The 13,581-nt window shown below is 64.2% G+C and carries 14 protein-coding genes; 1 reads left to right on the top strand and 13 read right to left on the bottom strand.

From position 1 onward, the window contains the following. Positions 1–63: 63 nt before the first annotated feature. The 13 genes from GYA95_RS14500 to ccoN (GYA95_RS14440) all read right to left on the bottom strand — a co-directional run bounded on the left by GYA95_RS14500 (position 64) and on the right by ccoN (GYA95_RS14440) (position 12,654). Positions 64–747, bottom strand: coding sequence for a sulfite exporter TauE/SafE family protein (locus tag GYA95_RS14500; RefSeq protein ID WP_015271143.1), 684 nt, complete (start codon positions 745–747; stop codon positions 64–66). Next, on the bottom strand, positions 740–955 hold the full coding sequence (ccoS, locus tag GYA95_RS14495) for a cbb3-type cytochrome oxidase assembly protein CcoS (protein WP_013973501.1): 216 nt from the start codon (positions 953–955) through the stop codon (positions 740–742). The genes GYA95_RS14500 and ccoS overlap by 8 nt, the downstream gene beginning before the upstream one ends. After that, positions 934–3,408, bottom strand: a complete 2,475-nt coding sequence (locus GYA95_RS14490; RefSeq protein WP_015271142.1) for a heavy metal translocating P-type ATPase — start codon at positions 3,406–3,408, stop codon at positions 934–936. Before GYA95_RS14490 ends, ccoS begins: the two co-directional genes overlap by 22 nt. 155 nt (positions 3,409–3,563) lie before the next feature. Beyond that, positions 3,564–4,088 carry a FixH family protein gene (locus GYA95_RS14485; RefSeq protein ID WP_015271141.1) on the bottom strand — a complete coding sequence of 175 codons (525 nt, stop codon included), beginning with the start codon at positions 4,086–4,088 and terminating at the stop codon, positions 3,564–3,566. A 15-nt stretch (positions 4,089–4,103) separates the two neighbouring features. Continuing rightward, entirely contained in the window at positions 4,104–5,519 is a 1,416-nt protein-coding gene (ccoG, locus tag GYA95_RS14480; protein ID WP_015271140.1) for a cytochrome c oxidase accessory protein CcoG, read from the bottom strand. A gap of 259 nt (positions 5,520–5,778) precedes the next feature. Beyond that, positions 5,779–6,759: a cytochrome-c oxidase, cbb3-type subunit III gene (gene ccoP / locus GYA95_RS14475; RefSeq protein ID WP_015271139.1), complete on the bottom strand. Its 981-nt coding sequence runs from the start codon at positions 6,757–6,759 to the stop codon at positions 5,779–5,781. Then, positions 6,756–6,953: a CcoQ/FixQ family Cbb3-type cytochrome c oxidase assembly chaperone gene (locus tag GYA95_RS14470; protein WP_015271138.1), complete on the bottom strand. Its 198-nt coding sequence runs from the start codon at positions 6,951–6,953 to the stop codon at positions 6,756–6,758. Before GYA95_RS14470 ends, ccoP (GYA95_RS14475) begins: the two co-directional genes overlap by 4 nt. A gap of 5 nt (positions 6,954–6,958) precedes the next feature. Continuing rightward, positions 6,959–7,567, bottom strand: a complete 609-nt coding sequence (gene ccoO, locus GYA95_RS14465) for a cytochrome-c oxidase, cbb3-type subunit II (RefSeq protein ID WP_013973496.1) — start codon at positions 7,565–7,567, stop codon at positions 6,959–6,961. Further along, complete coding sequence (gene ccoN / locus GYA95_RS14460) at positions 7,567–9,009, bottom strand: cytochrome-c oxidase, cbb3-type subunit I (protein WP_015271137.1); 1,443 nt, start codon at positions 9,007–9,009, stop codon at positions 7,567–7,569. The genes ccoO (GYA95_RS14465) and ccoN (GYA95_RS14460) overlap by 1 nt, the downstream gene beginning before the upstream one ends. Before the next feature lie 460 nt (positions 9,010–9,469). Further along, the gene (gene ccoP / locus GYA95_RS14455; RefSeq protein ID WP_015271136.1) at positions 9,470–10,411 is read right to left on the bottom strand and encodes a cytochrome-c oxidase, cbb3-type subunit III; all 942 of its coding nucleotides are present in this window, start codon (positions 10,409–10,411) and stop codon (positions 9,470–9,472) included. Further along, positions 10,408–10,602, bottom strand: a complete 195-nt coding sequence (locus GYA95_RS14450) for a cbb3-type cytochrome oxidase subunit 3 (RefSeq protein ID WP_015271135.1) — start codon at positions 10,600–10,602, stop codon at positions 10,408–10,410. Before GYA95_RS14450 ends, ccoP (GYA95_RS14455) begins: the two co-directional genes overlap by 4 nt. A gap of 5 nt (positions 10,603–10,607) precedes the next feature. Next, entirely contained in the window at positions 10,608–11,216 is a 609-nt protein-coding gene (gene ccoO / locus GYA95_RS14445) for a cytochrome-c oxidase, cbb3-type subunit II (RefSeq protein WP_013973492.1), read from the bottom strand. 13 nt (positions 11,217–11,229) lie between these two features. Then, a complete protein-coding gene (ccoN, locus tag GYA95_RS14440; protein ID WP_013973491.1) occupies positions 11,230–12,654 on the bottom strand; it encodes a cytochrome-c oxidase, cbb3-type subunit I in 1,425 nt (474 codons plus the stop codon). Positions 12,655–12,704: 50 nt separating this feature from the next. Between ccoN (GYA95_RS14440) and GYA95_RS14435 the strand changes: the two genes are divergently transcribed. Next, a complete protein-coding gene (locus GYA95_RS14435; RefSeq protein ID WP_015271134.1) occupies positions 12,705–13,397 on the top strand; it encodes an alpha/beta family hydrolase in 693 nt (230 codons plus the stop codon). Positions 13,398–13,581: the final 184 nt, after the last annotated feature.

The raw sequence follows: 13,581 nt of genomic DNA, 5'->3' as shown, positions 1-13,581 counted from the left end.
CACAGGGGTACACATGATCCTGTGGGAGCGGGCAAGCCCGCGAAGGGCCGCAAAGCGGCCCCCTCAATGCCCCATCAACCAGTGCTGATGCGGCCCCGGCATGGTCCAGATACCAAACAGCATCACCAGCACCCCGCCAGCCACCCGCACACTGCGCCGTTTCAACAACCGGTTTACTCGCTCAGCCGCCAGCCCCGTGGCCAGTAGCACCGGCCAGGTCCCCACGCCGAACGCCAGCATCAGCGCCGCGCTGTACCCGGCATTGCCCTGACTGGCCGCCCACAGCAGGGTGCTGTATACCAGGCCGCATGGTAGCCACCCCCATAGCGCCCCCAGCAACAACGCCCGAGGCACGCTGGACACCGGCAGCAAGCGCGACGCCGCTGGCTGAATATGCCGCCACAGTCCCCGGCCCAGCGCCTCGATGCGGGTCAGCCCGCTCCACCAGCCTGCCAGGTACAGCCCCATGGCGATCAACAGCAGCGCCGCCACCACCCGCAGTGCCAGCGCCGCCGGGCTGCTGGCCACGGCCCAGCCGGCCAGGCCCAGCAGCAGGCCGGCACAGGCATAACTGAGAATGCGGCCAAGGTTGTACGCGAGCAGCAGGCGCATGCGCCGCCCACGTTGTTCAGGCGGGATGGCAAGGGTCAGCGCGCCCATCAGGCCGCCGCACATGCCCAGGCAGTGGCCGCCGCCGAGCAAACCGAGGATCAACGCCGAGCCCAGCAGGGGCAGCAGGTCAGGCACGGGGCGGGTTTTCCTTGTCGGTGTCGGCCTTGCTGTCGTCAGGTTTCACCGCCGCCTGATGGCGCGGGTCCTGGTCGTCGAACAGGATGCTGTGGGCAGGGCTTTCCAGGTCGTCGTACTGGCCGCTGTCCACCGCCCAGAAGAAGATGTACACGGCCACGCCGACCAGCAGCAGGGCCGCCGGGATCATGACATAGAGGGCGGGCATGGCGACTTCCTCCCAGGCAGGGGCGCTTCGGTCGATGGCAAACCCGATGCCGGGGGCAGGCGGGTCAGGCGCAGGGCATTGAGCACCACGATCAGCGAACTGACCGACATGCCGATGGCTGCCCATACCGGGGTGATCCAGCCGAGCGCGGCGAACGGCAACATCAGGCCATTATACAGGGTCGCCCACAGCAGGTTCTCGAGGATGTTGCGGCGGGTGCGGCGGGATAGCTCGAAGGCCTGTACCAGCGCCTGCAAACGATTGGACAGAAGCACGGCGTCGGCGCTGGTCTTGGCCAGGTCGGTGGCGCTGCCCATGGCGATGCTGATGTCCGCGGCGGCCAGTACCGGCACGTCGTTGACCCCGTCACCCAGCATCAGCACCTTGCGCCCGGCCGCCTGCAGCGCCTTCAGCCGGTCCAGTTTGTCGTCCGGGCGCAGCCCGCCGATGGCCTGGTCGATGCCCAGCTGCGCGGCCACTTCGGCAACCATCGGCGAGCTGTCGCCCGACAGCAGCAGCGTGCGCCAGCCACGGGCCTTGCAGGCCGCCAGCAGGGCAGGGGCATCGTCGCGCAGGCGGTCGTCCAGGCCGAACCAGGCCAGCGGGCCCTGGCGGTCGCCCAGCAGCAGCCACTGGCCGCGCGGCTCTGGCACTCCGGGGATTTCCGCGCCGCTCAGGGCGCAGACGAAGGTGGCCTGGCCAATGCGCAGGCGCTGGCCTTCGACCAACCCTTCCAGGCCCAGGCCCGGTACGGTCTGCACCTCGTCAGCAGGCGTGGCGGTGCGGCCGAAGGCACGGGCGATGGGGTGTTCGGAGCGGTTCTCCAGCGCTGCGGCCAGGGCCAGGCAGCGGTCGGCGGGCAGGCTGCCGAGCGGTCGAATGCTGCGCAAGGTCAGGCGGCCTTCGGTCAGCGTGCCGGTCTTGTCGAAAATCACCGTGTCGATCTGGTTCAGGCCTTCCAGCACATGGCCACGGGTCACCAGCAGGCCGAGCTTGTGCAACGTGCCAGTGGCTGCGGTAAGCGCCGTTGGCGTGGCCAGGGACAGCGCGCAGGGGCAGGTCGCTACCAGCATGGCCAGCACGATCCAGAACGCCCGCGCCGGGTCCAGGTGCCACCACCACAGGCCGATGGCCGCGGCGGCCAGCAGCGAGAACAGCAGGAACCACTGCGAGGCCCGGTCGGCGATTTCGGCCAGGCGTGGTTTTTCGGTCTGGGCGCGTTCCAGCAGGCGAACGATGGCCGACAACCGCGAGTCGTGGCCGAGGGCTTCGACTTCCACGTTCAGGGTGCTTTCGACGTTCAGGGTACCACCCGTGACCCGCTCGCCGACCCGCCGTGGTTGCGGCAGGTATTCACCGGTCAGCAACGATTCATCGACGCTGGAGCGGCCTTCGACGATGCGCCCGTCGGCGGGGATTACCGCGCCTGGCAGCACCTGCACTGTGTCACCGCGCTGCAGTTCGCTGAGCAGGATGCGTTCGCTGCGGCCGACGGCGTCCAGGCGCAGGCACGAGGCCGGCAGCAGGTTGACCAGCTGCGCGGTGGCCGCGGCGGTGCGTTCGCGGGCGCGGCGCTCCAGGTAACGGCCAGTGAGCAGGAACAGCGCGAACATGCCCACGGTGTCGAAATACAGCTCGCCGCTGCCGGTGATGGCGGTCCAGATACCGGCGCCGAACGCCAGGCCAATGGCCAGCGACACCGAAACGTCCATGGTCAGGTGGCGGGTACGCAGGTCGCGTGCCGCGCCTTTGAAGAACGGTGCGCAGCTGTAGAACACGATGGGGATGGTGAGAAACAGCGCCACCCAGCGCAGAATGGTGTGCAGCTCGGGCGACAGGTCGATGTTGAATTCCGGCCAGGTGGCCATGGTTGCCATCATCGCCTGGAACCACAGCAGCCCGGCCACGCCCAGGCGGCGCAGGGCGCTGCGGTTCTCGCGGGCCAGTTGCTCGGCGGCCTGGTCGGGCTGATAGGGGTGGGCGGCGTAGCCGATCTGGCGCAGCTCTGCGAGCAGGCGCGAGAGCGGCAGTTGCTTGTCATCCCAGTTCAGCAGCAGGCGGTGGTTGGACAGGTTCAGGCGCGCCTCGGCGACGCCGGGCAGGTTGCGCAGGTGCTTTTCGATCAGCCAGCCGCAGGCGGCGCAGCTGATGCCTTCGACCAGCAGGGTGGTCTCGGCCAGGTCGCCAGCATGGCGAACGAAGGTTTGCTGAACGTCGCTGCGGTCGTAGAGGGCCAGTTCGTCCTGTAGCTGCCTGGGCAGGGCCTCGGGGTTGGCGCTGTTGTCGCTGCGGTGCTGGTAGTAGTGTTCCAGGCCACCGGTGACGATCGACTCGGCCACTGCCTGGCAGCCGGGGCAGCAGAACTGCCGGGACTCACCGAGGACCACGGCGTTGAAGCGGCTGCCGGCGGGGACGGGCATTGCGCAGTGGTAGCAGGGGGTGGGCTGGGTCATCACATCATTGCCTTACACAAATCGGCCGGCTGGCGCGCATCCCTGTAGGAGCGGCCTTGTGTCGCGAAAGGGCCGCGAAGCGGCCCCGGGACTTCAGCAGCGGTGCATGAATCGCTGGGGCTGCGCTGCAGCCCTTTCGCGACACAAGGCCGCTCCTACAGGTGCTCGGCGCCTTGAATGGCTTCGTCACCCAGTTGCAAAGTGACACCATGCTCCACTTTCTCTTCCTCGAACAAGCGCCAAACCTGGCCACCTTCGCTACCCAGCAGCTCAACGAAGCGCCGCCCGTCAACCTTGTCCTCCAGCTGCCCCACATAGCGCCCAGCCTCGACCCGGCTCAACAGCACCTTGCGGTCTTTCTCCGGCTGGGTTGGCGAGATCAGGTTCAGCTCCAGGCTCCGCGGGTCGCTGTTGCCGGCCAGGCGCACGTCCACTTCGCCGGTCAGCTCGTCCAGGTGCACGCCGGCCTTCAGGCCCAGCGTCTGCGCCAGCAGTTCTCGGTCCAGCGAGCGGTTGATGCCCTTGCCAGCCTCGTAGTAGTTGTCGTTCACCAGGTTGTCCGGGTTGTGCACGGCGATGCTGACCATGGTCAGGCTCAGGCACACCGAGGTGGCGAGAATGCCGATGATGATCCAGGGCCAGAGGTGCTTGTACCAGGGGCTGGCGGCGGTGGCAGGCATTGTGGGTTATCTCTCTTAGCGGATCTGTGGGCCGATGAAGCGGCTCTTGGCTTCAACCTGGGCGTCGCTGTCATCGGCGCTCTTGAGGATGAAGGTAATTTCGTTGGTGGTCGATGGCAGTTTCTCGGGCGCGATCGACAGCTGCACCGGCAGGCTGACGATATCACCAGCGTCCACGCGGATCTCGCGCTGGCCTTCAAGCTTCAGGTCCGGCAGGCCGGTGGCGTCCAGCACGTAGACGTGGTCACGCTGGTCCTTGTTCATCACCTTCAGGCTATACACGTTCTCGATCCGGCCCTGGGCGTTCTCGCGGTACAGCACGCGGTCCTTGCTGACGTCGAAACCGACCAGCGAACGGGTGGCGAAGGCGGTGGCCAGGCCGACCATCATCACCAGCAGTACCACGGCATAGCCGATCAGGCGCGGGCGCAGCATGTGGGTCTTCTGCCCGGACAGGTTGTGCTCGGTGGTGTAGCTGATCAGCCCCCTTGGGTAATTCATCTTGTCCATGATGTTGTCACAGGCATCGATGCACGCGGCGCAGCCGATGCACTCGATCTGCAGGCCGTCACGGATATCGATGCCGGTGGGGCAGACCTGCACGCACATGGTGCAGTCGATGCAGTCGCCCAGGCCGGCGGCCTTGTAGTCCAGGTCCTTTTTGCGCGGGCCGCGGGTTTCGCCACGACGCGGGTCGTAGGAAACGATCAGCGTGTCCTTGTCGAACATCACACTCTGGAAGCGCGCGTAGGGGCACATGTACACGCACACCTGCTCGCGCAGCCAGCCGGCGTTGCCGTAGGTGGCGAGGGTGAAGAAGCCGACCCAGAAGTAGGCCCAGCCGTCGGCCTGGCCGGTAAAGAATTCGATGGCCAGTTCACGGATCGGCGAGAAATAGCCGACGAAGGTCATGCCGGTGACGAAACCGATCAGCAGCCACAGGCTGTGCTTGGCGAACTTGCGCAGGAACTTGTTGCCGCTCATGGGGGCTTTGTCGAGCTTCATGCGCTGGTTGCGGTCGCCCTCGGTGACCTTCTCGCACCACATGAAAATCCATGTCCACACGCTTTGCGGGCAGGTGTAGCCGCACCACACCCGGCCGGCGAACACGGTGATGAAGAACAGGCCGAAGGCGGCCACGATGAGGATGCCCGAAAGCAGGATGAAGTCTTGCGGCCAGATGGTGGCGCCGAAGATGTAGAACTTGCGCTCGGGCAGGTTCCACCACACGGCCTGGTGGCCACCCCAGTTCAACCACACCGTGCCGAAGTACAGCAGGAACAGCACAGCCCCGCCGACCATGCGCAGGCGCCGGAACAGGCCGGTGAAAGCGCGGGTGTAGATCTTTTCCCGGGAGGCGTAGAGGTCGACGGAATCCTTCCCTTTGTTGGCAGGCGGGGTGACGTCATGTACCGGAATTTGCTTGCTCATCATCAAGTCCCACGGCAGTGGAGAAGTGCCGCAGCCAGTGCATGCCGGCCGCAGTCTCGCGCAATCTGCTAGCGCTCTGCGGCCCATGATACGCCGCTGATGGCAGTATGGGGCTGCACTGCGACCTTTAGTCGCGTTGGGTTCGTGGTATGAATCGTGTTATGGCAGGTGTCAATTGATCCAGGTCATGGGGCCTGCAACAAATGTGTTTTCAGTACCGGCCTCTTCGCGGGTTTACCCGCGAAGAGGCCAGGCCTGCTTACTCGGCCTTGGCCGGTGCCTGGTCCTGCTGCGACAGGCTATACACATAAGCCGCCAGCAAGTGCACCTTGTCATTCCCTTGCAGCTGCTCCTGGGCCGGCATCTGCCCCTGGCGACCGTAGCGGATGGTCTGTTGCAACTGGGCAAAGCTCGAGCCGTAGATGAACGCCTGCGGATGGGTCAGGTTCGGCGCGCCCATGGCTGGCGTGCCCTTGCCCTCGGGCCCGTGGCAGGCCACGCAGTTGGCGGCGAAGATCTTCTGACCGTTTTCGGCATCGGCTTTCACGCCCTCTGGCAGCGTGCGGCCATCGAGCTTGCTGACCACGAACGCAGCCACGTCGGCCACGCCCTGCTCGCCGATCACTTCGGCCCAGGCCGGCATCACGCCGTGGCGGCCGCCCATGATGGTTGCCTTGATGGTGTCCGGCTCGCCGCCCCAGCGCCAGTCGTTGTCGGTAAGATTGGGGAAACCATAGGCACCCTTGGCGTCGGAGCCGTGGCATACCGAGCAGTTGGAGGCGAACAGCCGCGCGCCCATCTTCAGGGCCTGCGGGTCCTTGGCCACCTCGGTGATGGGCATGGCGGCGAACTTGGCGAAGATCGGCCCGAAGCGGGCGTCGGCCTTGGCCATTTCCTTTTCCCACTCGTGCACGCCGGTCCAGCCCGGCTGGCCGTTGGAAAACTCGGTCTGCTTGTCGTTATCCAGGTATGAGTAGCCTGGCAGGACGCCTTTCCAGTTGCCCAGGCCCGGGTACAGCACCAGGTAGCCGAGGGCGAAGATGATGGTGCCGACGAACAGCCAGAACCACCATTTCGGCAGTGGGTTGTCGTACTCCTCGATGCCATCGAAGGCATGCCCGACGGTTTCGTCGGTGACCTCTTCGCGCTGGCCCTTGCGGGTCGACAGCAGCAGCCAGGTCAACGAGAAGATGGTGCCCAGGGTCAGGACGGTAACGTACAGACTCCAGAAGGTTGTCATTGTTTTTTGCTCCCAGAAGCTTTTGCGTGCTCTTGCTCGACGTGGCGGCAGGCCTCGGGGTCATCCGCGAAGGGCAGTTGGGTCGCTTCGTCGAAGTCCTTCTTGCGCCGTGGGTTGAACACCCACAGCGCCAGGCCCACGAAGGCCACCATCACCACGACGGTGCCCAGGCCGCGAATCATCCCGATATCCATCAGCGTCACCGTTTGCTCTTGATGATGGTGCCAAGACCCTGCAGGTACGCGACGATGGCGTCCATTTCGGTCTTGCCCTTGACCGCGTCGCGGGCCCCGGCGATGTCGGCGTCGGTGTATGGCACGCCGAGGGTGCGCAGCACTTCCATCTTCTTCGCGGTGTCCTTGCCGTCGAGCTTGTGCTCGACCAGCCACGGGTACGACGGCATCTTCGATTCCGGTACCACGTTGCGCGGGTTGTACAGGTGCGCACGGTGCCAGTCGTCCGAGTAGCGGCCACCGACCCGGGCCAGGTCCGGCCCGGTACGCTTGGAGCCCCACAGGAACGGGTGGTCCCACACGCTCTCGCCGGCCACCGAGTAATGGCCGTAGCGCTCGGTTTCGGCACGGAACGGGCGGATCATCTGCGAGTGGCAGCCCACGCAGCCTTCGCGGATGTAGATATCGCGGCCTTCAAGCTCCAGCGCGGTGCGCGGCTTCATGCCTTCCACGGGTTTGTTGGTGACGTCCTGGAAAAACAGCGGGACGATCTGGGTCAGGCCACCGACGCTCACGGCGATGACCATGAAGAAGGCCAGCAGGCCTATGTTCTTCTCGACGGCTTCATGCTTCATCAGTGCGCTCCCACGACGACGATCTTGGCGGCTTCCTCAGCCTGTGCCGGGTTGGCGGCACGTACGGTACGGAACACGTTGTAGGCCATCAGCAGCATGCCGGTGGCGAAGAACGCACCGCCCAGGGCGCGGACGATATAGCCAGGGTGGCTGGCCTGCAGTGCTTCGACGAAGGAGTAGGTGAGGGTGCCGTCATCGTTGATGGCGCGCCACATCAGGCCCTGGGTGATGCCGTTTACCCACATCGAGGCGATGTACAGCACGGTACCGATGGTAGCCAGCCAGAAGTGCGCGTTGATCAGGCCGACGCTGTGCATCTGCTCGCGGCCATACAGGCGCGGGATCATGTGGTACACGGCACCGATCGAGATCATCGCTACCCAGCCGAGGGCGCCGGCGTGAACGTGGCCGATGGTCCAGTCGGTGTAGTGCGACAGCGAGTTCACGGTCTTGATGGCCATCATCGGGCCTTCGAAGGTGGACATGCCGTAGAACGCCAGCGACACCACCAGGAAGCGCAGGATCGGGTCGGTGCGCAGTTTGTGCCAGGCACCGGACAGGGTCATCATGCCGTTGATCATGCCGCCCCAGCTTGGCGCCAGCAAGATGATCGACATCACCATGCCCAGCGACTGCGCCCAGTCAGGCAGGGCGGTGTAGTGCAGGTGGTGCGGGCCGGCCCAGATGTACAGGGTGATCAGTGCCCAGAAGTGCACGATAGACAGGCGATACGAGTAGATCGGGCGTTCGGCCTGCTTCGGTACGAAGTAGTACATCATCCCCAGGAAGCCGGTGGTGAGGAAGAAGCCCACGGCGTTGTGGCCGTACCACCACTGGATCATCGCGTCTGTGGCGCCGGAGTAGGCCGAGTACGACTTGAACAGGCTTACCGGCAGCGAGATGTGGTTGACGATGTGCAGCATCGCGGTAACCACGATGAAGGCGCCGTAGAACCAGTTGCCGACATAGATGTGCTTGGTCTTGCGCTTGACGATGGTGCCGAAGAACACCAACCCGTAGGTGACCCAGACGATGGCCAGCAGGATCGCCAGCGGCCACTCGAGCTCGGCGTACTCCTTGGTGGTGGTGTAGCCCATCGGCAGGGTGATCAGCGCCCCGACGATCACCGCCTGCCAACCCCAGAAGGTGAAGGCGGCCATGCTGTCGGAGATCAGCCGGGTCTGGCAGGTGCGCTGCACCACGTAGTAGCTGGTGCCGAACAGCGCACAGCCCCCGAAGGCGAAGATCACCAGGTTGGTGTGCAGCGGGCGCAGGCGGCCGAAGCTGGTCCAGGGCAGGTCCAGGTTCAGTTGCGGCCATACCAGCTGCGAGGCGATGAAGACGCCGAGGCCCATGCCAAGGATCCCCCAGACCACCGTCATGATGGCGAACTGGCGGACGACCTTATAGTTATAAGCAGTCGGACTGATTGCTGTGCTCATTGCTAAGGTTCCACGGTTTTGATGTTCTTGTTGGTCGAAAAATCGGCGCCAGTATTGATAACCACCGGGGTTACTGCAACGCAACTTTGGTACGCCGACCCGTGCCCGAGCCCGTTCACTGATGTCCCGCAGCGATCGGGTCTGGACGATTGTACACAAATAAATATTTGTAATGTGTACCGTTTTTCGCCTTTTTCTGATCGATCGGTCAAGCTTTTTATCGGGACGGCGACAGGCTACGCGCCGCGTCTGCTTCGGTCCTTTCGGAGCGAGGCCCACTGAGGCAACAAGCTTAGTTCTGTTCGGAGGGGGTGCAAGGGAGGGTAGAGCGGGGGCAAGGTGGGAATGGGGCTGCTTTGCAGCCCGTCGCGACACAAGGCCGCTCCTACAGGAAGTACGCAATCCCTTGTAGGAGCGGCCTTGTGTCGCGATAGGGCCGCAAAGCGGCCCCTGGGCGGTATTACTTGGCAGTCACGGTTTCAGCAGCACCATCCTGCGACAGGCTATACACATACGCCGCCAGCAGGTGCACCTTGTCGTTGCCCTGGATCTCCGCCTGCGCCGGCATCTGACCCTGGCGACCATAGCGAATGGTCTGCTGCAGCTGGGCAAAGCTCGAACCGTAGATGAACGCCTGCGGGTGAGTCAGGTCTGGCGCGCCCATGGCCGGGGTGCCTTTGCCTTCAGGTCCGTGGCAGGCCACGCAGTTGCCGGCAAAGATCTCCTTGCCCTTGGCGGCGTCAGCCTTGACCCCTTCCGGCAGGCTGCGGCCATCGAGGTTGGTGAGCACGAACGCGGCCACATCCGCCACGCCCTGCTCGCCGATCACTTCGGCCCAGGCCGGCATCACGCCGTGACGACCGTTCATGATCGACGCCTTGATGGTTTCCGCTTCGCCGCCCCAGCGCCAGTCCTTGTCGGTGAGGTTGGGGAAGCCATAGGCACCCTTGGCGTCCGAGCCGTGGCACACCGAGCAGTTGGAGGCGAACAGGCGGCTGCCCATTTTCAGCGCCTGCGGGTCCTTGGCCACTTCTTCCACGGGCATGGCGGCGTACTTGGCAAAGATCGGGCCGAATTTTGCGTCGGCCTTGTCCATTTCCTTCTGCCATTCGTTGGCGCCGGTCCAGCCATTTTCATAGCCCGGCAGGATGCCCTTCCAGTTGCCCAGGCCCGGGTAGAGGATCAGGTAGCCGACCGAGAACACCAGGGTGCCGACGAACAGCCAGAACCACCACTTGGGCAGCGGGTTGTCGTATTCCTCGATGCCGTCGAAGCTGTGGCCCATGGTCTGGTCGGTGGTGTTGTTGCTCTGGCCCTTGCGGGTGGCGAGCAGCAGCCAGGTCAGGCCAATCAGGCTACCGATGGTCAGTACGCAGATGTACGTACTCCAGAAGGTGGTCATTGCCCGTTACTCCTTTTTGCAGCAGGTTTCTGTCCGGCAGAGGGCAGGCGGTCGTCGACGAAGGGCAGCAGGCGCGCTTCGGCGAAATCACGGTCGCGGCGGCGGTTGAATACCCACAGGGTGAGGCCGATGAAGGCGATCATCACCACCAGGGTGCCCAGGCCGCGGATCATGCCGATGTCCATTCCCATCGCATTCACCTCTTGTTCTTGATCGCGGTGCCGAGCACCTGCAGGTAGGCGACCAGGGCGTCCATCTCGGTCTTGCCCTTGACCGCGTCGCGGGCCCCGGCGATGTCATCGTCGGTGTACGGCACGCCCAGGGTGCGCAGGGTGCGCATCTTGGTGTCGGTATGGCTGTTGTCGACCTGCTGGGCGACCAGCCATGGGTACGACGGCATCTTCGACTCCGGTACCACGTTGCGCGGGTTGTACAGGTGCGCACGGTGCCAGTCGTCCGAGTAGCGGCCACCGACCCGGGCCAGGTCCGGCCCGGTGCGCTTGGAGCCCCACAGGAACGGGTGGTCCCACACGCTTTCACCAGCCACCGAGTAGTGGCCATAGCGCTCGGTTTCGGCACGGAACGGGCGGATCATCTGCGAATGGCAGCCCACGCAGCCTTCGCGGATGTAGATATCGCGGCCTTCCAGCTGCAGCGCGGTGTAGGGCTTCATGCCTTCCACCGGCTTGTTGGTGACGTCCTGGAAGAACAACGGGACGATCTGGGTCAGGCCGCCGATGCTGACGGCGAACACCATCAGCAGGGCCAGCAGGCCGACGTTTTTCTCGATGACTTCATGTTTCATCAGGCAGGTCTCCTCAAGCCAGCTGGGCGTTCGCAGGGGCGACATCGAGCGCCGGCGAACGCACGGTGCGCCAGGTGTTCCAGGCCATCAGGAACATGCCGCTGAGGAAGATCGCACCGCCGACGAAGCGCACGATGAAGCCTGGGTGGCTGGCCACCAGGGTTTCCACGAACGAGTAGGTGAGCGTGCCGTCGCTGTTGACCGCGCGCCACATCAGGCCTTGGGCGATGCCGTTGACCCACATCGAGGCGATGTACAGCACGGTGCCGATGGTGGCCAGCCAGAAGTGCGCGTTGATCAGGCCGATGCTGTACATGCGCTCCTTGCCGAACACTTTCGGGATGGTGTGGTACAGCGCGCCGATCGAGATCATCGCCACCCAGCCGAGGGCGCCGGCGTGCACGTGGCCGATGGTCCAGTCGGTGTAGTGGGACAGGGCGTTGACCGTCTTGATGGCCATCATCGGGCCTTCGAAGGTGGACATGCCGTAGAACGCCAGCGACACCACCAGGAAACGCAGGATCGGGTCGCTGCGCAGTTTGTGCCAGGCGCCGGACAGGGTCATCATGCCGTTGATCATGCCGCCCCAGCTTGGTGCCAGCAGGATCAGCGACATCACCATGCCCAGCGACTGCGCCCAGTCGGGCAGGGCGGTGTAGTGCAGGTGGTGCGGGCCGGCCCAGATGTACAGGGTGATCAGCGCCCAGAAGTGCACGATCGACAGGCGATAGGAATACACCGGGCGTTCGGCCTGCTTGGGCACGTAGTAGTACATCATCCCCAGGAAGCCTGCGGTCAGGAAGAAGCCCACGGCGTTGTGGCCATACCACCACTGCACCATGGCATCGGTGGCACCGGCATAGACCGAGTAGGACTTGGTCAGGCTGACCGGCAGTTCCAGGTTGTTGACGACGTGCAGCATCGCCACGGTGAGGATGAAGCCGCCGAAGAACCAGTTACCGACGTAGATGTGCTTGGTGTTGCGCTTCATCAGCGTGCCGAAGAACACGATGGCGTAGCTCACCCAGACGATGGTGATCAGGATGTCGATCGGCCATTCCAGTTCGGCGTATTCCTTGGAGCTGGTGTAACCCAGCGGCAGGCTGATGGCCGCCAGCAGGATCACCAGTTGCCAGCCCCAGAAGGTGAACGCGGCCAGGCCCGGTGCGAACAGGGTGGTCTGGCAGGTACGTTGCACCGAATAATAGGAGGTGGCGAACAGCGCACAGCCGCCGAAGGCGAAGATCACCGCATTGGTATGCAGGGGGCGCAGGCGGCCGAAGCTGGTCCAGGGGAGGTCGAAGTTGAGGGAGGGCCAGGCGAGCTGGGCGGCGATGAAGACGCCGAGCCCCATCCCGACGATTCCCCACACCACCGTCATGATGGCGAATTGGCGGACCACCTTGTAGTTATAGGCGGTACTGCTGGTTGTGTTCATGTATGGGTTCCCATCCACGGTTATTTGGCAGGCTTTACAGCGAGGCAAGCATGATTAATGGGCAAAGTGCCGGTATTGACGGGGATCAATGGGCGAAGGTCGGAAATGTCCCAGGCTTGCGCTGCGATCCCCCGCACGTTCGGGGCAAGGACGGCTACAAGGGCTGCCTGATCCTGGCTCATGGCGCAGGTGCGCCGATGGACAGCGGGTTCATGGACGAAATGGCGCAAAGGCTTGCGGCGCTTGGGGTAGCGGTAGTGCGCTTCGAGTTCCCGTACATGGCCGAGCGCAGGGTTGCCGGCGGCAAGCGGCCGCCGAACCCGCAGAGGGTGTTGCTGGAATGCTGGCGCGAGGTGTACCGGCAGGTGCGACCTTTGGTCGCGGGCAAATTGGCAGTGGGTGGCAAATCCATGGGCGGGCGCATGGCCAGCCTGCTGGCCGATGAACTGGAAGCGGATGCACTGGTGTGCCTGGGCTATCCGTTCTATGCGGTGGGCAAACCGGAAAAGCCACGGGTCGAGCACCTGGCCGAATTGAAGACGCCGACGTTGATCGTGCAGGGCGAGCGGGATGCGCTGGGTAACCGCGAGGCGGTGGCAGGGTATGCGTTATCGCCGGCGATCGAGGTGAGCTGGCTGGTGGCGGGGGACCATGACCTGAAGCCGCTGAAGGCCTCGGGGTTCAGCCATGAGCAGCACTTGCAGGCGGCGGCTGAGAAGGTTGGGGCATTCCTGTCGCAATAGTGCTGGATTCTTCGCGGGTGAACCCACACAGGTTCACTACAGGTCTGAAACTTGCGCAGCACCTGTGGGAGGTTGCGGCATTCCTGTCGCAATAGTGCTGGATTCTTCGCGGGTGAACCCGCTCCCACAGGTTCACTACAGGTCTGAAACTTGCGCAGTACCTGTGGGAGGTTGCGGCATTCCT

The organism is Pseudomonas asiatica (assembly GCF_009932335.1).
Taxonomy (GTDB): domain Bacteria; phylum Pseudomonadota; class Gammaproteobacteria; order Pseudomonadales; family Pseudomonadaceae; genus Aquipseudomonas; species Aquipseudomonas asiatica.
The sequence above is the reverse complement of the archived record's forward strand: the minus strand, read 5'-3'. Positions and strand labels throughout refer to the sequence as shown.

Coding starts and splice junctions, on each gene's coding strand:
- ccoO (WP_013973496.1), bottom strand. CDS start 7,567: ATGAAGCATGAAGCCGTCGAGAAGAACATAGGCCTGCTGGCCTTCTTC.
- GYA95_RS14485 (WP_015271141.1), bottom strand. CDS start 4,088: ATGCCTGCCACCGCCGCCAGCCCCTGGTACAAGCACCTCTGGCCCTGG.
- ccoO (WP_013973492.1), bottom strand. CDS start 11,216: ATGAAACATGAAGTCATCGAGAAAAACGTCGGCCTGCTGGCCCTGCTG.
- ccoG (WP_015271140.1), bottom strand. CDS start 5,519: ATGAGCAAGCAAATTCCGGTACATGACGTCACCCCGCCTGCCAACAAA.
- ccoN (WP_013973491.1), bottom strand. CDS start 12,654: ATGAACACAACCAGCAGTACCGCCTATAACTACAAGGTGGTCCGCCAA.
- GYA95_RS14435 (WP_015271134.1), top strand. CDS start 12,705: ATGATTAATGGGCAAAGTGCCGGTATTGACGGGGATCAATGGGCGAAG.
- GYA95_RS14490 (WP_015271142.1), bottom strand. CDS start 3,408: ATGACCCAGCCCACCCCCTGCTACCACTGCGCAATGCCCGTCCCCGCC.
- GYA95_RS14470 (WP_015271138.1), bottom strand. CDS start 6,953: ATGGATATCGGGATGATTCGCGGCCTGGGCACCGTCGTGGTGATGGTG.
- ccoP (WP_015271136.1), bottom strand. CDS start 10,411: ATGACCACCTTCTGGAGTACGTACATCTGCGTACTGACCATCGGTAGC.
- ccoS (WP_013973501.1), bottom strand. CDS start 955: ATGCCCGCCCTCTATGTCATGATCCCGGCGGCCCTGCTGCTGGTCGGC.
- GYA95_RS14450 (WP_015271135.1), bottom strand. CDS start 10,602: ATGGGAATGGACATCGGCATGATCCGCGGCCTGGGCACCCTGGTGGTG.
- ccoN (WP_015271137.1), bottom strand. CDS start 9,009: ATGAGCACAGCAATCAGTCCGACTGCTTATAACTATAAGGTCGTCCGC.
- ccoP (WP_015271139.1), bottom strand. CDS start 6,759: ATGACAACCTTCTGGAGTCTGTACGTTACCGTCCTGACCCTGGGCACC.